Annotated in this window: 18 protein-coding genes; 7 read left to right on the top strand and 11 right to left on the bottom strand. The window is 73.4% G+C overall.

The features are described 5' to 3' along the window. Nucleotides 1-175 precede the first annotated feature (175 nt). The 5 genes from glcF to ASG32_RS12755 all read right to left on the bottom strand — a co-directional run bounded on the left by glcF (nt 176) and on the right by ASG32_RS12755 (nt 7,497). A complete protein-coding gene (glcF, locus tag ASG32_RS12775) occupies nt 176-1,516 on the bottom strand; it encodes a glycolate oxidase subunit GlcF (protein WP_056526458.1) in 1,341 nt (446 codons plus the stop codon). A 58-nt stretch (nt 1,517-1,574) separates the two neighbouring features. Further along, nucleotides 1,575-2,765, bottom strand: a complete 1,191-nt coding sequence (locus ASG32_RS12770) for an FAD-binding protein (protein WP_056526456.1) — start codon at nt 2,763-2,765, stop codon at nt 1,575-1,577. Nucleotides 2,766-2,894: 129 nt separating this feature from the next. Next, on the bottom strand, nt 2,895-4,337 hold the full coding sequence (locus tag ASG32_RS12765; protein ID WP_056526453.1) for a polysaccharide biosynthesis C-terminal domain-containing protein: 1,443 nt from the start codon (nt 4,335-4,337) through the stop codon (nt 2,895-2,897). A 126-nt stretch (nt 4,338-4,463) separates the two neighbouring features. After that, nucleotides 4,464-6,563, bottom strand: coding sequence for a methyl-accepting chemotaxis protein (locus ASG32_RS12760; RefSeq protein ID WP_056526450.1), 2,100 nt, complete (start codon nt 6,561-6,563; stop codon nt 4,464-4,466). 427 nt (nt 6,564-6,990) lie between these two features. Beyond that, nucleotides 6,991-7,497: a GNAT family N-acetyltransferase gene (locus tag ASG32_RS12755; RefSeq protein ID WP_042672356.1), complete on the bottom strand. Its 507-nt coding sequence runs from the start codon at nt 7,495-7,497 to the stop codon at nt 6,991-6,993. A 762-nt stretch (nt 7,498-8,259) separates the two neighbouring features. Here ASG32_RS12755 and ASG32_RS12750 point away from each other — a divergent pair. From ASG32_RS12750 to ASG32_RS12730, 5 genes are all read left to right on the top strand, one after another. Then, nucleotides 8,260-9,426, top strand: coding sequence for a type III PLP-dependent enzyme (locus ASG32_RS12750; protein WP_056526447.1), 1,167 nt, complete (start codon nt 8,260-8,262; stop codon nt 9,424-9,426). Between the two features lie 253 nt (nt 9,427-9,679). Next, the gene (locus ASG32_RS12745; protein ID WP_056526445.1) at nt 9,680-10,231 is read left to right on the top strand and encodes an N-acetyltransferase; all 552 of its coding nucleotides are present in this window, start codon (nt 9,680-9,682) and stop codon (nt 10,229-10,231) included. 262 nt (nt 10,232-10,493) lie between these two features. After that, nucleotides 10,494-11,507: an N-acetyltransferase DgcN gene (gene dgcN, locus ASG32_RS12740; protein WP_056526442.1), complete on the top strand. Its 1,014-nt coding sequence runs from the start codon at nt 10,494-10,496 to the stop codon at nt 11,505-11,507. Between the two features lie 163 nt (nt 11,508-11,670). Then, nucleotides 11,671-12,654, top strand: a complete 984-nt coding sequence (gene dgcA, locus ASG32_RS12735; RefSeq protein ID WP_056526441.1) for an N-acetyl-D-Glu racemase DgcA — start codon at nt 11,671-11,673, stop codon at nt 12,652-12,654. Between the two features lie 279 nt (nt 12,655-12,933). Continuing rightward, nucleotides 12,934-13,983 carry a 2-dehydropantoate 2-reductase N-terminal domain-containing protein gene (locus ASG32_RS12730; RefSeq protein ID WP_056526436.1) on the top strand — a complete coding sequence of 350 codons (1,050 nt, stop codon included), beginning with the start codon at nt 12,934-12,936 and terminating at the stop codon, nt 13,981-13,983. Between the two features lie 141 nt (nt 13,984-14,124). On the opposite strand, the gene ASG32_RS12725 is transcribed toward ASG32_RS12730, so the two are convergent. Then, nucleotides 14,125-14,463: a DUF1491 family protein gene (locus tag ASG32_RS12725; protein ID WP_020091141.1), complete on the bottom strand. Its 339-nt coding sequence runs from the start codon at nt 14,461-14,463 to the stop codon at nt 14,125-14,127. A gap of 325 nt (nt 14,464-14,788) precedes the next feature. Here ASG32_RS12725 and ASG32_RS12720 point away from each other — a divergent pair, with 325 nt between their 5' ends. Then, the gene (locus ASG32_RS12720) at nt 14,789-15,079 is read left to right on the top strand and encodes a hypothetical protein (protein ID WP_056526433.1); all 291 of its coding nucleotides are present in this window, start codon (nt 14,789-14,791) and stop codon (nt 15,077-15,079) included. A 66-nt stretch (nt 15,080-15,145) separates the two neighbouring features. On the opposite strand, the gene ASG32_RS12715 is transcribed toward ASG32_RS12720, so the two are convergent. Then, a complete protein-coding gene (locus ASG32_RS12715) occupies nt 15,146-15,859 on the bottom strand; it encodes a peptidoglycan-binding domain-containing protein (protein WP_244491918.1) in 714 nt (237 codons plus the stop codon). Nucleotides 15,860-15,882: 23 nt separating this feature from the next. Continuing rightward, a complete protein-coding gene (locus tag ASG32_RS12710) occupies nt 15,883-17,775 on the bottom strand; it encodes a PAS domain-containing sensor histidine kinase (protein WP_056526431.1) in 1,893 nt (630 codons plus the stop codon). 252 nt (nt 17,776-18,027) lie between these two features. Here ASG32_RS12710 and ASG32_RS12705 point away from each other — a divergent pair, with 252 nt between their 5' ends. Further along, nucleotides 18,028-18,378 (top strand): hypothetical protein, encoded by a 351-nt coding sequence (locus ASG32_RS12705; RefSeq protein ID WP_056526428.1) that lies wholly within the window; start codon nt 18,028-18,030, stop codon nt 18,376-18,378. Nucleotides 18,379-18,389: 11 nt separating this feature from the next. On the opposite strand, the gene ASG32_RS12700 is transcribed toward ASG32_RS12705, so the two are convergent. From ASG32_RS12700 to ASG32_RS12690, 3 genes are all read right to left on the bottom strand, one after another. Next, entirely contained in the window at nt 18,390-19,520 is a 1,131-nt protein-coding gene (locus tag ASG32_RS12700; RefSeq protein ID WP_020091136.1) for a DUF2336 domain-containing protein, read from the bottom strand. Nucleotides 19,521-19,680: 160 nt separating this feature from the next. After that, nucleotides 19,681-20,037: a hypothetical protein gene (locus ASG32_RS12695; RefSeq protein ID WP_020091135.1), complete on the bottom strand. Its 357-nt coding sequence runs from the start codon at nt 20,035-20,037 to the stop codon at nt 19,681-19,683. Nucleotides 20,038-20,106: 69 nt separating this feature from the next. Then, nucleotides 20,107-20,568 carry a GNAT family N-acetyltransferase gene (locus ASG32_RS12690; protein WP_056526425.1) on the bottom strand — a complete coding sequence of 154 codons (462 nt, stop codon included), beginning with the start codon at nt 20,566-20,568 and terminating at the stop codon, nt 20,107-20,109. Between the last annotated feature and the right edge of the window lie 149 nt (nt 20,569-20,717).

Raw genomic sequence — 20,717 nt, 5'->3', positions numbered from 1 at the left:
ACCGCGACCGCTTTCGCGAGGAATTCGGTCACGTCCGCGGGCCGTTGCGGCGACCGGCGGGACCGGAGAGGGGTCGACATCATTACAGACCGCTGCGCGGATTTGGCAAGGGTCAACGTGAATAGATGTCACGGGCCTGTCACGGTGAACGCGGCGCCACGCGACAGGCGTGTGCCTACTCCGCCGCTTCGAGCCGCGGCGTCACCCCGGCGAGCGCCGCGGGCTTCGGGCCGCCGGTCGCCCAGTCGAGCAGCTCGACCGTGTGGACGATCGGGATGGCGGTGCCCTTCCCGATCTGCGTGGCGCAGCCGATGTTGCCGGTGGCGATCACGTCGGGGCGCACGCGCTCGATGTTGGCGACCTTCCGGGCGCGCAGCTTGAGCGCCAGCTCCGGCTGCAGGATGTTGTAGGTTCCCGCCGAGCCGCAGCAGATATGGCCCTCGGGCACGTCCTTCACGGTGAAGCCCGCGCGCTTGAGCAGTGTCTTCGGCTCCAGCCGGATGCCCTGGCCGTGCTGCATCGAGCAGGCGGAGTGGTAGGCCACGACGAGGTCGGTCTCGGCCACGGGGGCCAGGTCGAGCAGCGCGAGGTACTCGGTCACGTCCTTGGCCAGGCTCGAGACCCGCCGCGCCTTCTCGGCGTAGGCCGGGTCGTCGCGGAACATGAAGCCGTAATCCTTGATGGTCGTGCCGCAGCCCGAGGCCGTGACCAGGATCGCGTCGAGGCCCTGGGCGATCTCGGCGTCCCAGGCGTCGATCGCCTGCCTGGCATGGGCGTGGGCCGATTCCTCCTTGCCCATGTGGTGGGTCAGCGCCCCGCAGCAGCCCTCGTTCGCGTGCACCACCTCGATCCCGTGCCGGTTGAGCAGCCGGATCGCGGCGGCGTTGAAGTCCGGCCGCAGGACGCTCTGGGCGCAGCCGCGCAGGAGGGCGACGCGCCGGGCGGGCGTCCCGGCCGCCTGGCCGCCCGCCGGCGGGAACCGGCCGGGCCGGTTCGTCGGCTCGCGGGGCGGCGCCCCGGCCGGCGCGAGGTCGAGCATGGCCGCGAGGCGGTTGCCGACCCGCGGCAGCCGGGCCACCAGCCCCCGGAACGGCGCGCCGAGCTTGGCGGCGGTGAGCGCGAGGCGGAAGCGCCCCGGATAGGGCAGGACCTGGGCGAGGAGCGCCCGCAGGAACCGGTCGCCGGCGGGGCGCGCGTAGGTCTCCTCGATATGGGCCCGGGCGTGGTCGACGAGGTGCATGTAGTGCACCCCCGACGGGCAGGTGGTCATGCAGGACAGGCACGAGAGGCAGCGGTCGACGTGCTTGACCACCTCCTGCGAGGCCGGCTTGCCGCCCTCCAGCATGTCCTTGATCAGGTAGATCCGCCCGCGCGGGGAATCGAGCTCGTCGCCGAGCAACAGGTAGGTCGGGCAGGTCGCCGTGCAGAAGCCGCAATGCACGCAGGTCCGCAGGATCTTCTCCGACGCCGCCATGGCGGGATCGGCGAGCTGGGCGGGGGCGAAGTTGGTCTGCACGGGTCGCGTCCTCGGCGCCACGGCTCCCCACGCTCGGGGAGGGGCGGGATCTGAAGCTTCAGAGTCCGGCGTACATCCGGCCGGGGTTGAGCACCCCGGCGGGGTCGTGCGCCGCCTTGATGCCGGCGGTGAGCCGCATCAGCGGCTCGGCCAGCGGCTCGAACACCGGCACGGCGGCGCGCACGGCGTCGGGGGCCCGCACCAGCGTCGCGTGGCCGCCCTGAGCCCGCACCGCCCGGCGCACCGTCGCGGCGCCGGCATCGCCCGCCGCGCCGGTGGCGAGCCAGATCAGGCCGCCGCCCCAGTCGAAGAACCAGCGCGCGTCGCGCTCGGCCGCGACCGCCGCCGCCAGGGCCGGCCCGCGGGTCGGCGCGGTGGAGATCCGCCACAGGGCGGCCTCCCGCGGCTCGGCGAGCGGCGCCGCGTCGCGCACCGTCCTCCGCCACAGGGCGGCGCCGGCCTCGCCGTCGATGATCTCGGGCTGGCCGTAGCGCTTCAGCAGGCGCCGCAGCTCGCCCGTGCGGTAGTCGATGGAGTCGGAGAAACCCTCGAGGCGCATCAGGGTCCGCGCCTCCGGGGCGCCGATCCCGGACGGGAGGTGCGCGGCGCCCGTGAGCTCGAAGGGCGAGCCCAGCGCCTCCGACAGGGCGGTCACCGCCCGCGTGTCGTCCAGGCCGGAGAAGACCAGGGTCGCCACCCGCTCGCAGGTCGGCAGCACCTTGAAGGTGACCTCGGTGAGGAGGCCCAGCGTGCCGTGGGCGCCGGCCATCAGCTTCACGAGATCGAGGCCGGTGACGTTCTTCATCACCCGGCCGCCCGACTTGATCGCCTCGCCGCGCCCGTTGACGAAGCGCACGCCGATCAGGCTGTCCCGGGCGGCGCCGGCATTGATCCGCCGGGGGCCAGCATTGTTGATCGCCGCCACGGCCCCGAGGGTCGGCTCGCCGGCGGTGCCGTACAGGCCGCGCAGGTCCATCGGCTCGAAGGGCAGCATCTGGCCGCGGGAGGCGAGCAGCGCCTCGACCTCGGCGAGCGGCGTCCCGGCCCGGGCCGCCACCACCATCTCGGCGGGCTCGTAGAGCGTGACGCCGGTGAGCGCCTGCGCGGAGAGCGTCGCGCTGTCCTGTGCGGGCCGGCCGAGCCCCGCGGCGGTGCCGCCGCCGGCGAGGCGCAGGCCCTCGCCGCGCCCGGCGGCCGCCCGCACGATCTCCCCGGCCTCCGCCTCGGTGCCGGGCTCGTAGACGCCCATCGTTCCCGTCCCGGTCCTGTTTGTATCCATTCCAGGACGGGTGTCGCCGGATCCGGCGGCGGATTCAAGCGCAGGCGGAGTCGCGGGGTTTCAGCGGCGGGATTTCCACTGCGCCGCCTTCGCGTGAGCCTACTCCGCCGCCACGGTCCGCGCCGGGCGCAGGCGCGCCAGGACCTGGCGGCGCAGGCCGGCGATGTCGAAGATCCAGACCAGGGCGCCGTAGAGAACCATCCCGGACGGGACCAGCACGGCCAGGGCGGTGGCGGGCGGCAGCTGCCGGAAGGGGGCGAGGGCGAGCCCCATCGCCGCGCAGGCGAGCGCGGCGACGCCGATCTCGCCCCAGGGCAGCGCGATGCGCCCCGGGCCGGTGAGGGCGCGCCAGCCGAGCCACGTTCCGGCGGCGGCGAGGCCCGCGGTCTGCGCCACCGCGACGCCGAGCCCGCCCATCCGGTCCGGGAGGACCAGCAGGCCGGCGCCGTTCACCGCGAGGCCGACCAGGGCGGCGGCGACCACCGGCAGGGTCCGGCGGCGGATCTGGAAGACCGGGTTGAGGGCGTAGAACATCATCGCGAGGCAGAACAGGCCCGGCATCAGCACGGTGCTGTAGGTCTCGAACGGCCCGCGATAGGCGTCCGGCACCACCAGGCCCTGGAGGGCCGGCAGCACCGCCCAGAAGCCGACCGCGCAGGGCGCCAGCAGGGCGAACACGGTGCCGGCATTGGCGGCGACCTGCGCCTCTGCGGCGGCGCGGCCGCTCTGCTCCTCGGCCTGCACGGCGAACTGGAACAGCAGCAGGTCGAGGGCGGTGCCCAGCGTCATCAGCGAGCGCGAGGTGACGTCGGCCGCCAGGGCGAAGTAGCCGGCCTCGGCGAAGCCGGCATGGCCCGCGATGGCGCCGCGATTGACGAAGGCGAGGCACTGGTAGGCGGTGTTGGCGGCGATCAGCGGCAGGCCGTAGCGCGCGAAGACCCGCCAGGTCGTCGACAGGCGCGGCCGCTCGAGGGGCGTGCGCGGGTCGCGCAGGGGGTGGCGCAGCACCGCCACCGCGAGGAGCTGGCTGAGCCCCGCCGCCGCCAGCACCCAGGCCGGCTGGGGCAGCCACCACGCCGCCGCGGCCATCATGGCGAAGGACAGGACGTTCTTCACCGCCACGAGGCCGAGATAGAGCTTGCCGTCGAACCGCGCCCGGGCGAGGGCCGCGTGGTAGTCGAACACGCCGATGCCCAGGGCCGCGAGGCCGGTGCCGCACAGGACCGCCTCGCGCCCGTCGGCGCCGCCGGCGAAGCCGAAGGCCCCGCACAGGGCCGCGGCGGCCAGGAGCAGCGCGCCGATGCGCAGGTAGGCCCGGTCGAGCCCGTGGCGGATCCACGGCTCGTCGACGCGCACGCGCCCCGAGTAGAACCGCGTCGCCGACAGGCGCAGCCACTCGAACAGCACCGTGTTCAGCACGATGGCGCCGGTGGTCGCGAGGGCGAACCGGCCGAAATCCGCCGGCCCCAGCAGCTTGGCGATCAGCAGGCCGAGGACGAAGTTGAGCCCCGCATTGATGACGAAGGCGACGATCACGGCCATGGACGGCGACTCATGCGCGGCGGGATTGCCCCCGCCCGTTGCGTACGCTGTAGCGCGCGAGCCGTAAGACTCCCCTAAACGGGCGAGATCGGGGCGGAGACCCGCGCGGCTCCCGGCACCGTCCGGTCACGCGGCCCGGACGGTGTCGAGGAAGCGCGCGACCTCGGCCGCGAGCGTCTCGGACTGGCGCGACAGCGCGGACGCCGCCGCGAGCACCGCGTTGGCCGCCCGGCCGGTCTCCTCGGCGGCCCCGGCGACGCCGAGGATCGTGCGGGTCACCGCGCCGGTGCCGACGGCCGCCTCCCCGATGTTGCGGACGATCTCTCGGGTGGCCGATCCCTGCTCCTCCACCGCCGCCGCGATCGCGCTCGCCACGCCGCTGATCTCCTGGATCCGCCCCGTGATCGCGCCGATCGCCGCGACGGCCCCGCCGGTCACGCCCTGGATGCCGGCGATCTGGCCCGCGATCTCCTCGGTCGCCCGGGCGGTCTGCGCGGCCAGGGCCTTCACCTCGCCGGCGACAACCGCGAAGCCATGACCCGCCTCGCCGGCCCGGGCGGCCTCGATCGTGGCGTTCAGCGCCAGCAAGTTGGTCTGCCCGGCGATCGCCGCGATCAGCCCGATCACGTCGCCGATCCGCGCGACCGCGTCGCTCAGGTCCCGGACCATCGCGCCGGTCTGCCCCGCTTCCGCGACGGCCCCCTGGGCGAGCCGGGTCGATCCCTCGACCTGCCGGCCGATCTCCTCCACGGAGGCGCCGAGCTCCTCGGCCGCAGCCGCCACGGTGCCGACGTTGGTGGCGGCCTCCTCGGCGGCGGCCGCCACGGTGCTGGACTGGCTGGCGGTCTCGGTCGCGGTGGCCGTCATGGTCTGGGCCGTGCCCTGCAGCGCGGTGGCCGCGTCCGAGACCTGGGCGATGACGCCGCCGACCGTCCGCTCGAAGCGCTCGGCCATCGCCCGCAGGTCGGACCGGCGCCGTGCCTCCGCCGCCTGACGCGCCTCGGCGGCCTCGGATTCGAGCTGGCGGCCGCGGATGAGGTTGTCCTTGAACACCTGGACGGCCCGCGCCATGGCGCCGATCTCGTTGCGGTAGGTGCGCGCCGGGACCGTGACGGAGGCGTCCCCGTCGGCCAGCGCCCCCATCGTGGCGGTCAGCACCCGGAGCGGGCGCAGCACGCCGCCGAACAGGGTCCACAGGCCGAGGGCCACCAGCAGGATCACCGCCAGCAGCGCCGCCCCGCTGCGCGCGACGTCGCCCCGCGCGTCCTCGGCGAGGGCCTCGGCGCGCGCCACCATCGCGTCGAGGGCCGCGTCGCAGAGGGCGACGAGGGAGCGCTGGTTCGCGGTGTTGCGGTCGCGCAGCTCAGCGAAGGTGTGGCGCGGGGGCGCGTGCGTGCTGAGCGCGTCGAAGACCGCCCGCGCGATGGCCTCGGTGTCGCCCTCGAAATTGGCGGCCTTCGCCCGTTCGTACGCGGCCCGCACCGTCTCCGAGACGTCGACCGCGGCCTCGGTGGTGCGGCGCCACGCGGACAGAAGCTCGGTCCGCTCCGCCGCCGCCGCGACCGTCTCGGGCAGGGACCACGCCGCGCCGGCGACCAGCGAGGCCTGTACCCGGACCGCGACGTTGCCGCTGGCGACGCGCGTCTCCCAGGCCGCCTGCTTGAGGGCGAGATAGCGCTGCAGCACCGGATCGGACCGGGGAATGGCCGCGTCGACCGCCTTCAGCGTGGCCGTCAGCGCCTCGAGCAGGTCCTGGAAGGCGGCCATCGCGGCGTCCCGCAGCGCCGGGTCACGCCGGGCCAGCGGCAGCCCGAGGGCCGCGTCGATGCGGGGGCGCAGGTCCGCCATCGCCGCCTGCGCGGTGCTCAGGCGCTCGAGCGTCGCGCTGACCGCCGGCTCTGCCAGATCGCCCAGGCTGCGCCGGGCCCGGCCGTAATGCTCGGTCAGCGCCTGCCGGCTCCCCGCGATGGTCGACAGGGTCTTCGCGTCCGCCGGCGCCTCACCCCCGAGGGCGAGCGTCGATCCGCGCTCGAGCCGCAGCGGGAGGATCGTCCGGAGGAGGCCCTGGCTCGCCTGCGTCAGGGTCAGGGCTCTCGCGGCGCCCGCCGCCCGCGCCCGCGCGTCGACGAGTGTCCGCACCGCGTTGCCAAGCGCCATGCAGGCCATGATGACGATCACCAGGCACAGCAAAGTCCGGATCGAGAAGCGTCCTAGCCAGCGAGTCATCGGTGAGATCTCATGTCCCGCGATGCTCTGTCTTAGAACGTAAGGTTTTGTCAGGCAATCGACCGAAATTCTTCGACAGAAGTACGGATTTATAGGTCGATAATAGACCGAATTGTGAAGTAATATAAGACAAAGACCAGAATTGGCGAGGATTGTCGGGAATTGGACCGCATTCTCGCGTGACGATATCGGCGCGGTCGCCGGCCGCGCGGCGGGTTTGTGCCGGTCCGTGGCGCGGCGCGAGGGACCAGGTATCCTGCGGGCGCACTCCCGAAGAGCCGCAGGTTCAGCGCTGTCGGCCTGCCGGTGCCCCCGCGATGACGGAGTGTGGCGCGAGGACGCGCCTGGCCGGATCTCGCTATCGCCGGGACGGTGTGCGGGCCAGCCGGCGGCTGGGCGGTGGTCCGCGCGGCAGTCCGCGCGGCGCCTACAGCGCGCGCTCGTAGCGCCACGCCTCCATCCCGTCCTCGTAATAGTCCGGCCGCACGGCGAAGCGGGTGTAGCCCCGGCGCTCGTAGAGGCGGATGCCGGCGCCGTTGTCGGCGCGCACCTCCAGCCGGAGCCGGTCGCAGCCCTCCGCGCGGGCGCGGGCCTCCGCGGCGTCGAGGAGACGGCCGCCGAGGCCGAGGCCGCCGCGATTCGGCGCCACCGCGATCGAGGCCAGCCGGGCGATCCGGCTGCCGCGCCGCCGCTCCAGCACCGCGGCGCCGACGAGCACCGGAACGGGATCCCGGTCCGGCGGGTCGATCAGGGCCGCCAGCACGTCCATGGAGAGCGAGCGGATCGCGTGGCGGATCGCCCGGCGCTCGGCCCGGTCGGTGGCGAAGGCGGCGTGCTCCAGGGCGACGAGGGCGTCGAGATCGGCGAGCGTGGCGGTGCGAATCGTCGGCTCGGGGAGCCCGTCGCCGACCGGGCTGCGCAAGGGGGCGCTCATGACCGGGCGCTCACAGGGAGGCGCTCACGCCCGCGCCGTCGCGGTGAATCTGGTCGGCCCGGCCATCGCTCGCTCGCTCGCCTGAGTACTCTGCCCCGTCCGGTCAGATGCCCGCTTCCGCCCCGCTTGGGAAGCCCGCACGGCCCCGTCGACGCGGTCGGGGCGCGTCGTCGATGCGTCGTTTTTGCAACGGAGCGCGCGGGGTGTGGATTGCGGGCGGAAAAGCGGGCGTTCCGGGGCGGTTTCCCCTTGTCGCGCGGGTCCCGTCTCCGTATATGCGCCGTGCCCAATTTCGCACGTGCCTGTGGCCGCGTGTCGGTTGGTGGGCATCCGGTCAACTGCCGGACAGCCGCCAGGGGTCTTAAAGGATCGATGGTCGCAAGGGTGGATCCCTACGGCCGGCATCCAGGTGGCAACACCGGACCCCGACAACAACCGGCAGCCGGAGGCGAAACCGGCGAACCCCGCTCTCCACGGGGGACGCAGCTTAAAGCAACGACGAACGGGCTTTTTTGGTCTCGTCGGCCCTCCACAGGCCGGCACCGAAGAGGCTTGTTTCTCTTTGCCCGGCGTGCGGTGGGGGTCCTCCCTTCCAATCCACGGCAGCTTCCGGGTGCTCTGCGCCCGCTCCGACGCACGCGTCTCCAAAGCGCGTGGGTCCGCGCGACGCATCGCCCCCTGACGCCGGCGGCCCGTTCGGGCCGTCATCTTCGACAGCGCGCCCCGCGTAGGGCGCTCGCGAACCCGTGCCGGGAGACGACCATGACCGACCGCATCCGTGACTTCCTGCGCGTGCGCCGCGACCTCGGTCAGGACGAGGGCCCCGTGATGGTCCTCGACCTCGACGTCGTGCGCGACAACTACACCGCCTTCGCGCGCTCCCTGCCGGACACCCGCGTGTTCTACGCCGTGAAGGCGAACCCGGCGCCCGAGGTGCTGCGCCTGCTCGCCGAGATGGGCTCCTGCTTCGACACCGCCTCCGTCGCCGAGATGGAGATGGTGCTGGCCGCCGGCGCCACCGCCGACCGGATCTCCTTCGGCAACACCATCAAGAAGGAGCGCTGCATCGGCCGCGCCCTCAAGCTCGGCATCCGCCTGTTCGCGGTCGATTGCCAGGCCGAGGTCGAGAAGATCGCCCGCGCCGCCGACGCGCTGGGCGTGCCGGCGGGCGAGGTGCGGGTGTTCTGCCGCATCCTGTGCGACGGCGCGGGCGCCGACTGGCCGCTCTCCCGCAAGTTCGGCTGCGTGCCCGAGATGGCCGCGGACGTGCTGGAGCACGCCCACCGCCAGGGGCTCGAGGCCTACGGCATCTCGTTCCACGTCGGCTCTCAGCAGGGCAACACCGAGGCCTGGGACGGGGCGCTCGGCTCCGCGGCGGCGATCTTCCGCGAGTGCGCGGAGCGCGGCATCGGCCTCTCGATGGTCAATCTCGGCGGCGGCTTCCCGACCAAGTACCTCAAGGCGGTGCCGGGCGTGGAGAGCTACGGCGAGGCGATCTTCCGGGGCCTGACCAAGCATTTCGGCAACCAGATCCCCGAGACGATCATCGAGCCGGGCCGCGGCATGGTCGGCAATGCCGGCCTGATCGAGGCCGAGGTCGTGCTCGTGTCGAAGAAGTCCGCCGAGGCCGACGAGGTCCGATGGGTCTACCTCGACATCGGCAAGTTCGGGGGGCTCGCCGAGACCATGGACGAGGCGATCCGCTACCCGATCCGCACTGCGCGGGACGGGGAGGCGACCGAGCCCTGCGTCATCGCCGGCCCGACCTGCGACTCGGTGGACGTGCTCTACGAGCGGCAGCTCTACCCGCTGCCGGTCTCGCTCTCGATCGGCGACAAGGTGCTGATCGAGGGGGCGGGCGCCTACACCACGACCTACGCGGCGGTGGCCTTCAACGGCTTCCCGCCCCTTCAGCAGATCGTCATCTGATCCTTCCTAGGATCAGGCCGGGGTCCGGCCGAGGGACGCAGGCTCCTCCGTCCTCGCGAGCGGAGCGAAGCGATCCAGGGACGCGCGACGCCTTCTGACGTTTCGCTGCCCTGGGTCACGTCGCTTCGCTCGTGATGACGGGGAGGGCGACCCTGCCGGACGCTGACGTCCACCACCGCGTCGACCGAGGGCGTCCGGCTCTCGGTCACAGACAATCGCTTCTCCCGCTCGCCGGCCCGGGGAGGGCACAGCCATGATCGAGATCCGCGCGGAGCATCTCCACGACGTCCTGGCGCGCGAGCGCCTGCTCGACGCGTGCTTTCCCGGCAATCGACGCGCCAAGACCTCGGAGCGCCTGCGCGAGGGCCGCCTGCCGGCCCGCGGCCTCGCCTTCGCGGCGACCCGGGCGGGGCGGCTCGTCGGCACCCTGCGGCTGTGGCACGTCGAGGCCGGGCTCGCCCGCCCGGCGCTGCTGCTCGGCCCGCTCGCCGTCGATCCGGCGATCCAGGGCCAGGGGCTCGGCTCGGTGATGATGCAGGCGGCCCTCGGCCGGGCGGAATCCCTCGGACACGGCGCCGTGCTGCTGGTCGGCGACGCGCCCTACTACGCGCGCTTCGGCTTCGACCGGGCGCTCGCGGAGGGCCTGACTCTGCCGGGGCCGTTCGAGCGCGCGCGCTTCCTCGGTCTCGAGCTGCGCGCGGGCGCGCTGGCGGGCGCCGAGGGGATGGTCCGGGCGACCGGAGTGCCGGCGCCGGTGGGCGCGGTGGCCAACGAGGCGGGGGTGGCGCGACGACGCGCGGCCTGAGTTGGAGCGCCACGCGCCGCAGAGGTGAGGCGGCGAACGCGCCGTCTTTGCGAGCGCAGCGAAGCAACCCAGGGTGGCGCGCGCTCCCAGGCTGTAGCGTGTCCCCGGGTCGCTTCGCTGCGCCCGCGATGACGGCGTGCAGAGCCGGTATGCTCCGTGGGGCGGCGGCATCGACCGCCTTGGCCAGCCCCATGCATTGCGCACGCCGCCCGCGATCCCGCATAGACGGTCCGCCGGCCTCCCGGAGAAGGTTGCTCGACCGATGCAGATCGCCACGCCCTACCTGATGTTCCTGGGCGACGTGCCCGACACGCTGGCGGCCAAGACCGCCTACGGGATCAAGGACTGGCGCCCCGAATGGTGCGTCGGCCAGATGCGCCTGCCGGGCTGCGCCGCCGATCTCGGCATCCCCGACATGACCCTGCCCGAGGCCCTGGCGAAGGGCTGCCGGACCCTGGTGATCGGCGTCGTCAACGCCGGCGGCGTCCTGCCGGACCACTGGGTCAAGGAGATCGTCGCGGCGATCGAGGCCGGTCTCGACGTGGCGAGCGGCCTGCACGTGAAGCTCGGCGCGGTCCCGGCCATCGCGGAGGCCGCCGCCCGCCGCGGCCGCCAGCTCCACGACGTCCGCCACACCGACGAGCGCTTCCCCACCGGCAAGGGCACCAAGCGGGCCGGGCGGCGCCTGCTCACCGTCGGCACCGACTGCTCGGTCGGCAAGAAGTACACCGTACTGGCCCTGGAGCGCGGCATGCGCGAGCGCGGCCTCGACGCCGATTTCCGCGCCACGGGCCAGACCGGCGTGTTCATCTCCGGCCGGGGCGTCGCCATCGACGCCGTCGTGGCCGACTTCATCTCCGGCGCCGTCGAGACGATCGCGCCCGAGGCCGAGCCGAACCACTGGGACCTGATCGAGGGACAGGGCTCGCTCTACCACCCGTCCTTCGCGGGCGTGAGCCTCGGCCTGCTGCACGGCGCGCAGGCCGACGCCTTCGTGGTCTGCCACGAGCCGACCCGCACCAACATGCGCGGCGTTAAGCACCCGCTTCCGACCATCCGGCAGGTGATCGACCTCACCGTGCAGCTCGGCAGCCTGACCAATCCGGGGATCAAGCCGGTCGGCATCGCGGTGAACACCCAGGCGCTCGCCGAGGGCGAGGCCCGGGCGCTCCTCGACGCGCTCGGCTCCGAGCACGGCCTGCCCGCCACCGACCCGGTGCGCTTCGGCGTCGACGGGCTGGTCGACCGGATCGTCGCCGACTTCCCGGCGATCTGATACCGCTTCCCTGTGCCGGCTCTGACGCCGTCCCCGTGAGCCGAGCGAAGCGATCTAGCAGCGCCATGCCAACCGGCCGCTCGCTGCCCTGGGTCACTTCGCTCCGCCCGTGATGACGGAGCGGGCTGCATCGACCGCAGGCCTGAACCGGAGACCGTACGACATGGCCCGCCGCCTGACCCTCGCCGTCGAGCGCTTCCCGATCGCCGGCGCCTTCACGATCTCCCGCGGCAGCCGCACCGAGATCGCCGTCGTAGTGGCGACGATCGCGGACGGCGACGCGGTCGGGCGCGGCGAGTGCGTGCCCTATCCGCGCTACGGGGAGAGCGTCGAGAGCGTCAGTGCCCTGATCGAGGGCCAGGCGGAGGCGATCGCGGCCGGGATCGGGCGGGACGCGCTCATGACCCGCATGAAGGCGGGCGCCGCGCGCAACGCCCTCGATTGCGCGCTGTTCGACCTCGAGGCTAAGCGGCAGGGCCGTCCCGCCTGGGAGATCGCGGGTCTCGCCGAGCCCCGGCCGGCCATCACCGCCTACACGCTGAGCCTCGGCACGCCGGAGAGCATGGCGGAGGCCGCCCGCAAGGCCGCCCACCGGCCGCTGCTCAAGGTCAAGCTCGGCGGGGACGGCGATCCGGAGCGCATCGCCGCGGTGCGGGCCGGCGCGCCGGAATCCCGGCTGATCGTCGACGCCAACGAGGCGTGGCGGCCCGAGAACGTGGAGGCCAACCTCGCGGCCTGCCTGCGGGCGGGCGTCGCGCTGATCGAGCAGCCGCTGCCGGCCGACGCCGACGCCCTGCTCGCCGAGATCCCCCACCCGGTGCCGGTCTGCGCCGACGAGAGCCTCCACGACCGCGCCGGCCTCGACGCGCTGGCCGGGCGCTACGACGCGATCAACATCAAGCTCGACAAGACCGGCGGCCTGACCGAGGCGGTGCTCCTCGCCCGCGAGGCGCGGGCCCGGGGGCTCTCGATCATGGTCGGCTGCATGCTCGGCACCTCGCTGGGCATGGCGCCGGCGGCCCTGCTCGCCAACGACGCGGAGTTCGTCGACCTCGACGGGCCGCTGCTGCTGGCCCGGGACCGCGACCCTCCGCTGCGCTACGAGGGCAGCCTGATGCACCCGCCGACGCCGGACCTCTGGGGCTAGGGCCCGCGGCGGGGCGGTCGTCGTCCGCGGTCCCGAGAGGGTCCCGCGCGATGTCCCGGAGGCGCCACCCTGTGGAGATCCCGGGTGCGGAGGATAGGGATCGCTCCGCCTGTCACCGGCAGGGCCTCACAAAGGGTTTGGGATTAGGTATACCAGAAGGCTTGCCTTCCGCTCGCCCGGCTGCCATCCATCGCACGTGCGCTTGGGGCCGTGGCGTGGACGCGCTGTTCCCAGCAGCCAGACAACACACAGCAAGTCTCAATGCTGGGGAGGACCGACGTGGCCAAGAACATCCTGATCCTGGGGGCCTCCTACGGCTCGCTCCTGGGCACCAAGCTCCTGATGGCCGGTCACAACGTGACCCTGGTGTGCCGGCGGAAGACCGCGGACCTGATCAACCGCGAGGGGACCGAGGTCCGCATCAAGCTGCGCGACGAGAAGGAGCACCGCGCGATTCACTCGCGCGATCTGCCCGGCAAGGTCGACGCGATGCCGCCGGAGGACGTCGACGTGTCGCGCTACGACCTCGTCGGCCTCGCCATGCAGGAGCCGCAGTACAACAACCACACGATCCGCGTCCTCATGATCAAGATCGCGGCGGCGAAGCTGCCGTGCCTGTCGATCATGAACATGCCGCCGCTGCCCTACCTCAAGCGGATCCCGGCGCTCGCCGCCATGGACCTCGAGGACGCCTACACCAATGCCGGCGTGTGGGACCGGTTCGAGCCGGGTCTGGTGTCGCTCTGCTCCCCCGATCCGCAGGCCTTCCGGCCGCCGGAGGAGGAGGCGAACGTCCTCCACGTCGGCCTGCCGACGAACTTCAAGGCCGCGACCTTCGCGGACGAGGCCCATAACCGGCTGCTCCGGGAGCTGGAGGCCGACATCGACGCCGTGCGCCTCGACGGGCACGACGTGCCGGTGAAGCTCAAGGTGTTCGACTCGCTATTCGTGCCGCTGGCCAAGTGGTCGATGCTGCTCACCGGCAATTACCGCTGCATCACTCCGGGCGAGCCGCAATCCATCCACGACGCCGTCCACGGCGACCTAGCGCGCTCGCGGGCGATCTACGACCACGTCGACGGCATCGCCCGGAAGCTCGGCGCCGACGCGGCCGACCAGGTGCCGTTCGAGAAGTACGCCAGGGCTGCCGAGAGCCTGCTGAAGCCGTCCTCGGCCGCGCGGGCCGTGGCGAACGGCGCGCCCTACATCGAGCGGGTCGACCTGCTGGTGAAGCTCATCTCGCACCAGCTCGGCGAGCCGAACGCCGAGATCGACCGCACCGTCGAGACCGTCGACCGCAAGCTCGACGAGCGCATCATCGAGGGCTGACGGGCGCTGCCTTCGCTTCGCTCCGTCATCACGAGCGGAGCGAAGTGACCCGGGGCGGCGCGCCATCGGTCGGCGTGGCGCCGCTGGATTGCGTCGCTGCGCCCGCAAAGACGGTGGCGAGGTCTCCAACCGGAAACGGTATCACTCCGCCAGATCCAGAAAATGCCGCCCCTGGCGGTCGTCGATCTCGACGATCCAGAGATCGGAATCGAACCGGATCTCCTTGGTCAGACGCTCCTCCACGTCGAGCGGGCTGCCGCCGGTGACGATCGCGGCGAAGCGGCGGTCGCCGCTCTCCTCGGCCTCGAACAGCGCTTGCGGCGCCGGTCCGTAGAGGTCGGCGCTGCCGTCGAGCCGATCGACCTTCACGAAGATCGCGCCCGCCTCCGCGGATCCGCGCCGGCGCAGCACCGCCGGGATGCCCGCGACGTCCAGACGCCGCAGATGGGCCGAGACCCAGAAATCGGAGCGCAGGCGCATGCGTCTGTAGCCCTGTGAATCGCGCGGCCCGCGCCGCGGGCGGGCGATCCGGCGCGGCGGTCGGCCCCTGAAACCCGGCCGGTTGGAGCGGCGCAAGCCCCGCCATGCGCGAAAGCGCCGGCACGGGCAAGCGCGGATGCGCGACGCCGCACGTCTAGAGTAAACGGCTCAGCGCGGCGAATAATCCGTCAAAAAATCCAGTATTTCTCGGGATTAAAAAAGAATTGAACAATGTGCGTCAGCGCACATCTATAGTATTTTCTGCTGCCTAACTGAGCAAAGGGCGCCCGAATTCGCATGTCACGATGATTTGAGGAGCAATCCGATGCGGAGAATGACCTCGCTCGCGACGCTGATCGTCGCCTGCCTGTGCTTTGCTGTGCCGTCGGCCGACGCCCGTCCGGAGACGCTCATGGATTTACTGGGCCACCGCGACTCCGCGTCCTGCCCGCGCTACCAGCGGACGCCGAGCGATGCCTGCAACATCGTCGTGCACCGGCCCGGCGGTAATCCCACGCAGGACATGACCGGATCGATCGGCCACGCGAAGTCCTGGCAGGCCAATGGCGGCCCGCGCTGCAAGACGATCTGCCGGTTCACCGGCACGCAGTACTGAGGGATGCGCTCTCACGACGACCGGCACCCGAACCGCTTCCGCGGAGCGGGCGCCGCTTCCGTCCCGCTAGCCGTGGCCCGCCCGCGCCATCAGCTCGCGCAGGGTCCGGCCCGTCGCCTCTCCGGTCACCGGCAGCTTGGCGCCGCGCTCGAACTTCTCGATCGCCGCGCGGGTGCCGGGGCCCATCGCGCCGTCGGGCTTCACCGCGTAGCCGAGCTTCGACAGCGCCTTCTGGGCGCGCAGCACCGGATCGCCGTCCTTCTCGGACTTCGCCGCCTTGGCGTCCGTCTCCTTCGCGGCCGGCTTGGCGGCCGGCCGAACCGGCGACGCCTTCGGGGTGACCGAGGCGGTGGTCTCCTCGGACCGGATCAGCTCGCCGATCGCGTCCCGGGCCGCCGGCTTGGCGGGGATCGGCGCTGCGGCGCGGTCGGCCTCGATGACCCGCACCGGATCCCGCGCGGGTTCCCGGAGGGCCTCCCTGGCGGCCGGCGCCGCCTCGCGGGGGGCGGGCGCCTTCTGGGCGAGCTTCGGCAGGATCGGCGCCGGATGGCGCCCGGTCTGGTAGCCGAGGGCGTTGACGCAGACGAAGCCCGCCGCGCCGAGGGCGACGAGGCTGCCGAGAACGGCGCCCGGGCTGGTCCGGCAGGTGGCGCCCGTCGCCTTCAGCGCGCCGACGAGCACGGCGCGCCAGTCGCCCTGGACCGCGGGGCGGCGCGGCGCGGCGCGGCGCGCGCGGCCGGGTTCGCCCGGTACGGTGATCTCGCGGTAGCCTGACATCATGTCTCCTTCCGGGGATCTTCGGGTCAGCCGGTGCGGCGCAGGACCGGGTCGGCCGGGGCCGCGGCGAGGCCCGGCTCCGCGTCGAACAGGCCGAGCGGCAGGCGCACCACGCGGCGGGGCGCCGGGGCGCCGCGCACGGCCGTGCGGATCGGGGCCGGGCCGTGGGCGGCCGCGGGGGCCTGGCAGACGAGGGGCAGGGTGACGGTCACCACCGTCCCGGCCTGGGGCGCGCTCTCGATCAGCAGGGAGCCGCCGTGGAGGCCGACGAGGCCCTGGACCACCGACAGGCCGAGGCCGGTGCCCTCGTGCTGGCGCTTGTAGCCGCCGCTCCCGGCCTGGAAGAACGGTGTGCCGAGCTTGGGCAGGTCGTCCGCGCCGATGCCGACGCCCGTATCGGCCACGACGATGTCCAGGGTGCCGGCGCCGCGCCGCAGGGACAGGTCGATGCGGCCGCCCGCCGGGGTGAACTTCACGGCGTTCGAGATGAGGTTGATCAGCACCTGCCGGCAGGCGGCGGGATCGGCCGTGATCTCCACCGGTCCCGACAGGGCGGCGGTGACGACGACGCCGGCGGCGTCGGCCTTCAGGCGCATCATGTCGCAGCAGGCCCGGAGCAGGTCCGCGATGTCGAACGCCTCGGGGGCGCAGTCGAAGTTGCCGCTCTGGATCCGGCTCATGTCGAGCAGCGTGTTGACGACGCCGAGCAGGTGGTGGCCCGAGGCGCCGATGATGCCGGCATATTCCCGCGCCTGGACCGGTCCGAGGCTGACGGCGCCTTCGCCGGCGAGGACCTCGGAGAAGCCGATGATCGCGTTGAGCGGCGTGCGCAGCTCGTGGGTGACGTTGGCCAGGAACCGGCCCTTGATCGCGTCGGCCCGCTCGGCCTCGGCGCGGGCGCGCTCCAGCTCGACGGCGTGCCGGTGGTGCTCGGTCATGTCGCGGGTGACCGCCACGACCGCCGTGGCGGCGTCGTGCGCGCCGTGCTCGATCCGGTGGGCGCGCATCTCGGCGTAGATCAGGCTCGCGCCGTCGGCGCGGCCGGTCTCGGGCTCGACGTGCAGGCGCAGGGGCAGGGTCGCGGGCCGCCCGGTCGCGGCGACGTCGCTCACCGCCTTGAGGAAGGCCGGGCGGTCGGCGACGTGGACGCGCTCCAGCAGGCCGTGGCCGCGCAGGCGGGCCGGGGCGCTGCCCAGGAGTCGGACGGCCGAGACCGAGGCCTCCAGCACGCGGCCGTTGCGGTCGTGCCAGGTCACGAGGTCGTCGATCGCCGAGAGCAGCAGCCGGTCGCGGGCCTCGTTGTCGCGCAGCCGCTCGCGCCAGACGCCCTCGTTGCGCATGTGCTCCAGGGCCTGGGCGGCGACGTGGCCGATCGCCGTGATGGCGAAGGCCGGCAGGGCGACCGCGGCCGAGATGTCCATGACCGGCAGGGAGCCGGCCCAGGCGCCGAGGGCCACCACGGCCAGGACGCCGAGGACCGCCATCGCGGCGGCCGCGATCGTCGCGCGGAGCGAGCCGGAGACCAGCGCCTCGAGGGGGATCGCCACGAGCCAGACCGCGGCGGGCGAGGTGACGCCGCCGGTGACGCCCGCCAGGGCGACGACGAGGCCGGTCAGGCCCGCCGACGAGACCGCGTGGGCGACCCAGAGGGAGCCGGTGCGGGTGAGGAGGACGGCGGCGAAGACCGGCAGCAGCAGGCTCGCGATCGCCAGGACCTCGAAGCCCGACGGCACCCCGCGCCACAGCAGGTAGGGCGGCAGCCCGGCCATCATCACGGCGCCGGTCGCCAGCCGCGACACCAGGAAGCGCTGGTGGCGCGCGCGGGCGGCCGGGTTGTCGGCCGCGGATTCGTGGACGAGGCCCGCGAGCCGGTCGTCGATCAGCGACGTCAGGACAGTCTTGATGGTCAAGGTTGGCACGCGTCGCGCTGGCTGCGTTCCCGCATCCGTCGCGCCTCCGGTTCGACTTCGAACGACTACCGGACGGTCGCAGAGCCGGCTTAAACGAGTGTTGCGGGACTTGTCCGAATGGTCGGGATGCTTTCCGCGAGGTAACCAGCCGATCGCGAACAAGCTTCATTCACCATCGTGCGGGAAAGCTCGGGTTGGTAGAGGCCCGGTTCACGAAATCCGTCGAATGCTTCGCGCGATCTCGAGCGGAGAAACCGTTCCATGACCGTCCTGCTGCGCGCCGCGCTGGTGATCGGCGTGCTCTCCTACTTCGCCATGCTTCGCACCGGAGCGGACCCGGCCGCGGAGGCCCGCAGGCTCGCCGGAGCGGTCCCGAGCGCCCAGGCGGTCGTGCCGTCAGCCCTGGAGGCGGTCCCGCCCGAGACCCGGGAGCGGGCGGTCCGCGCCGTGCTGGCCCGCGGCCTGATGGCGGAGCTGAGCCGCCGCGCCGCGGAGGCGCCCTCGAACGACACCCTGCAGGAGACGGACCGGCAGCCCGCGTGGCGGGGCGCCGATCCGGAGAGCGATCCGCAGAGCGATCCGAAAAGCGATCTCCGGACCGGGCCGCGCTGACGGCCGGCCGGTCAGCCCGGCTCCCCGCCGCTCGCCGTTCGGGCCCGCGCCGGCAGGGGCGGCCGCTGCGCGGCGACGCGCTCGGCGCCCTGGCGCAGCTTGGCCTCCGGGCCGTGTGCCGGCTGGTGGGCCTCGCTCCGACCGCGCTCGGCGAGCGGCCGGTCGAGGATCGCGGCGATCAGGTCCCGCGAGGCCGGACGGCTCACAGTGCGGAACAGCCGGACGAGATCGGCGACGCGCTCGGCCGAGCGCGCCACCCCCTGGTTGAGGGTCAGGAAGATGTAGACCGCCTCCTCCTCGTGCAGGCCGGCGGCCCGCAGGCCTAGGGTCAGGAGGTCGTAGCGGGTGCCCGCATCGGCGACAACGGTCAGGAAATCGCGGGGCAGGCCGAGCCCGTCGGCCAGCGCCGCCATGAAGGCGGGAACGTCGCGGGCGGCGGACAGGCCGGTCAGGGTCTCGCCGAGGCCGCGGGGCGGCGGCGGGCAGGGGCGCAGGGCGGCGGTCGCCTCGACGGCCCGGCCGATCACCGTGCGGCGCATCGGGTCGGCGTGCAGGTACAGGGGCACGAGGTCGGCGGCCGAAACGTCGGGCCGGACCAGCAGCAGCCGGGCGAGGTCGGGGGCGGTGCGGCCGCGGTCCACGAGCCGCGACAGGGCCGCGCCCCGCAGGGTGTGGCCGAGATTTGCCGCCAGCGCGCGGTCGATCTCGGGGCGGCCCTCGCGGGAGAGTTCGTCCACCGCCTCCCGGCTCAGCCCGGCCCGGGCGGCGATGCGGGCGGCGATGTCCGACCCCTCGGCCAGGGCCGCCTCGATCAGGCGGTGGCTCAGGGTCGGGGCCAGCTCCACCACCGCGTCGCGGGCACCGCCGCCGCGCAGGGCGAGCGCCTCCAGCACAGCGGGCGGCGTCTCGGGGCAGGGGGCCAGCTTGCGGGCCACGACCCGGGCCGTCTCCTCGTCCACCGTCGGGATGAGTCCGCAGGCCAGGGACTCGAAGATCTCGATCTCGGTCCGGTCCCGGGCCGCGGCCCGGACGAACAGGTCCGTCTGAACCCGGAGGATCACCGGCTTGAGATCGAGATTCTCGATGCGTGACAGTTCGAGGAGCCCGGACAGGTCCGGCGGAGCATCGACGGAAGGGGGCATGGAGGATCGGTTACGCAAGACTGCAGTAAGGTCACGCTAACCGCATCGACGTGAATCGACCTTTAAACCGCCTCCGCGGCGACCGTGCCGTCCTGCGCCAGGATGGCACCGGCGCGGTCCCAACCCGGCCGGACCGTCAGCGCATCAGTCAGTGCGGCAGTCAGCGCGTCAGCCAGAGCACGAGGCCGAGCCCCACGGCGGCCGCGACGATGATGCCGGCGTAGAGCGGCAGGACCCAGGGCTGCCGCTGGTGCGGGTAACCCTTGGCCGCCCGCTCCGAGGGCGCCCGCTCGTTCTGCCGGGCGATCCGGACCTCCCGGGGCGTCGGTGGCGTCCCCCCGGCCTCCTCGCAGGTCCCGAGCGGGGCCGCGCCGATATCCATGTGCGGGGTCTTGTCGGCGGTGCGGCCGCTGTCGATGTCGCCCTTGAGCTGCGCGGCGGTCGGCGCCTCGGAATCCGGCGGCGGATCGCAGGGCAGGTTCGCGGGCGGCGGCGGGGTCTCGGATCGCAGCGTCATCGGGGGGCTCCACTCTCCGGGGGTAACGCCCGGTGAGCCCCGCCGGCTTCGGCCAGGATGTCGCGGATCTCAGCCGTCTCCGGTGCCCCGCTTCAGCAGCGGCCGCGCGAGCACGGTCCCTTCGTCGGCGAAGCCGGCGGCGGCGCAGAAGGCGCGCAGGGCGGCCTGGTCCGGCCCCGCGGCCAGGAGCAGCCGGTCGCAGCCCGCCTGCCGCGCCGCCCGGCCGGCCGCCTTCAGCAGGACCCGACCGATGCCCCGGCGGCGCGACTCGGCGGCGACCGCGAGGCCGGTGATCAGGCCGAAGGGCCGCGGCGCGTCCAGCGTCCGCACGGGGGCGACGGCGATGAGGCCGCTCGGCGGCCCCCATTCCACGGCGACGAGGGCGATGCCGCCGTCCCGCTGCAGGGCCTCGAGCCGGGCCGCGAGGTCAGCGGCGCCGACCGCGACCCCCGCCTCGCTGAGCAGCGCCGCGAGACCCGCGGCGTCAGGCCCCGCGGCGGCGCGGATCTCCAGCCCGTAACGATTGCCCAAATCCCGCTCCCGATCGGCATGTCCGGCGCATGCATGTCCGGCGGTTCAACGCGTGGCGAGGCCTCTCGACACGGCGCGTCGCGCTCCTGAGGCTCAAACGCGGCGCCATCCCGCAGATCGCGATCACCGCGGGATCGGCTCCGTCGCGC

Source organism: Methylobacterium sp. Leaf361, assembly GCF_001424445.1.
Taxonomy (GTDB): domain Bacteria; phylum Pseudomonadota; class Alphaproteobacteria; order Rhizobiales; family Beijerinckiaceae; genus Methylobacterium.
Note: the sequence above shows the minus strand (reverse complement) of the source record. Positions and strands in the feature narration are given on the sequence as shown.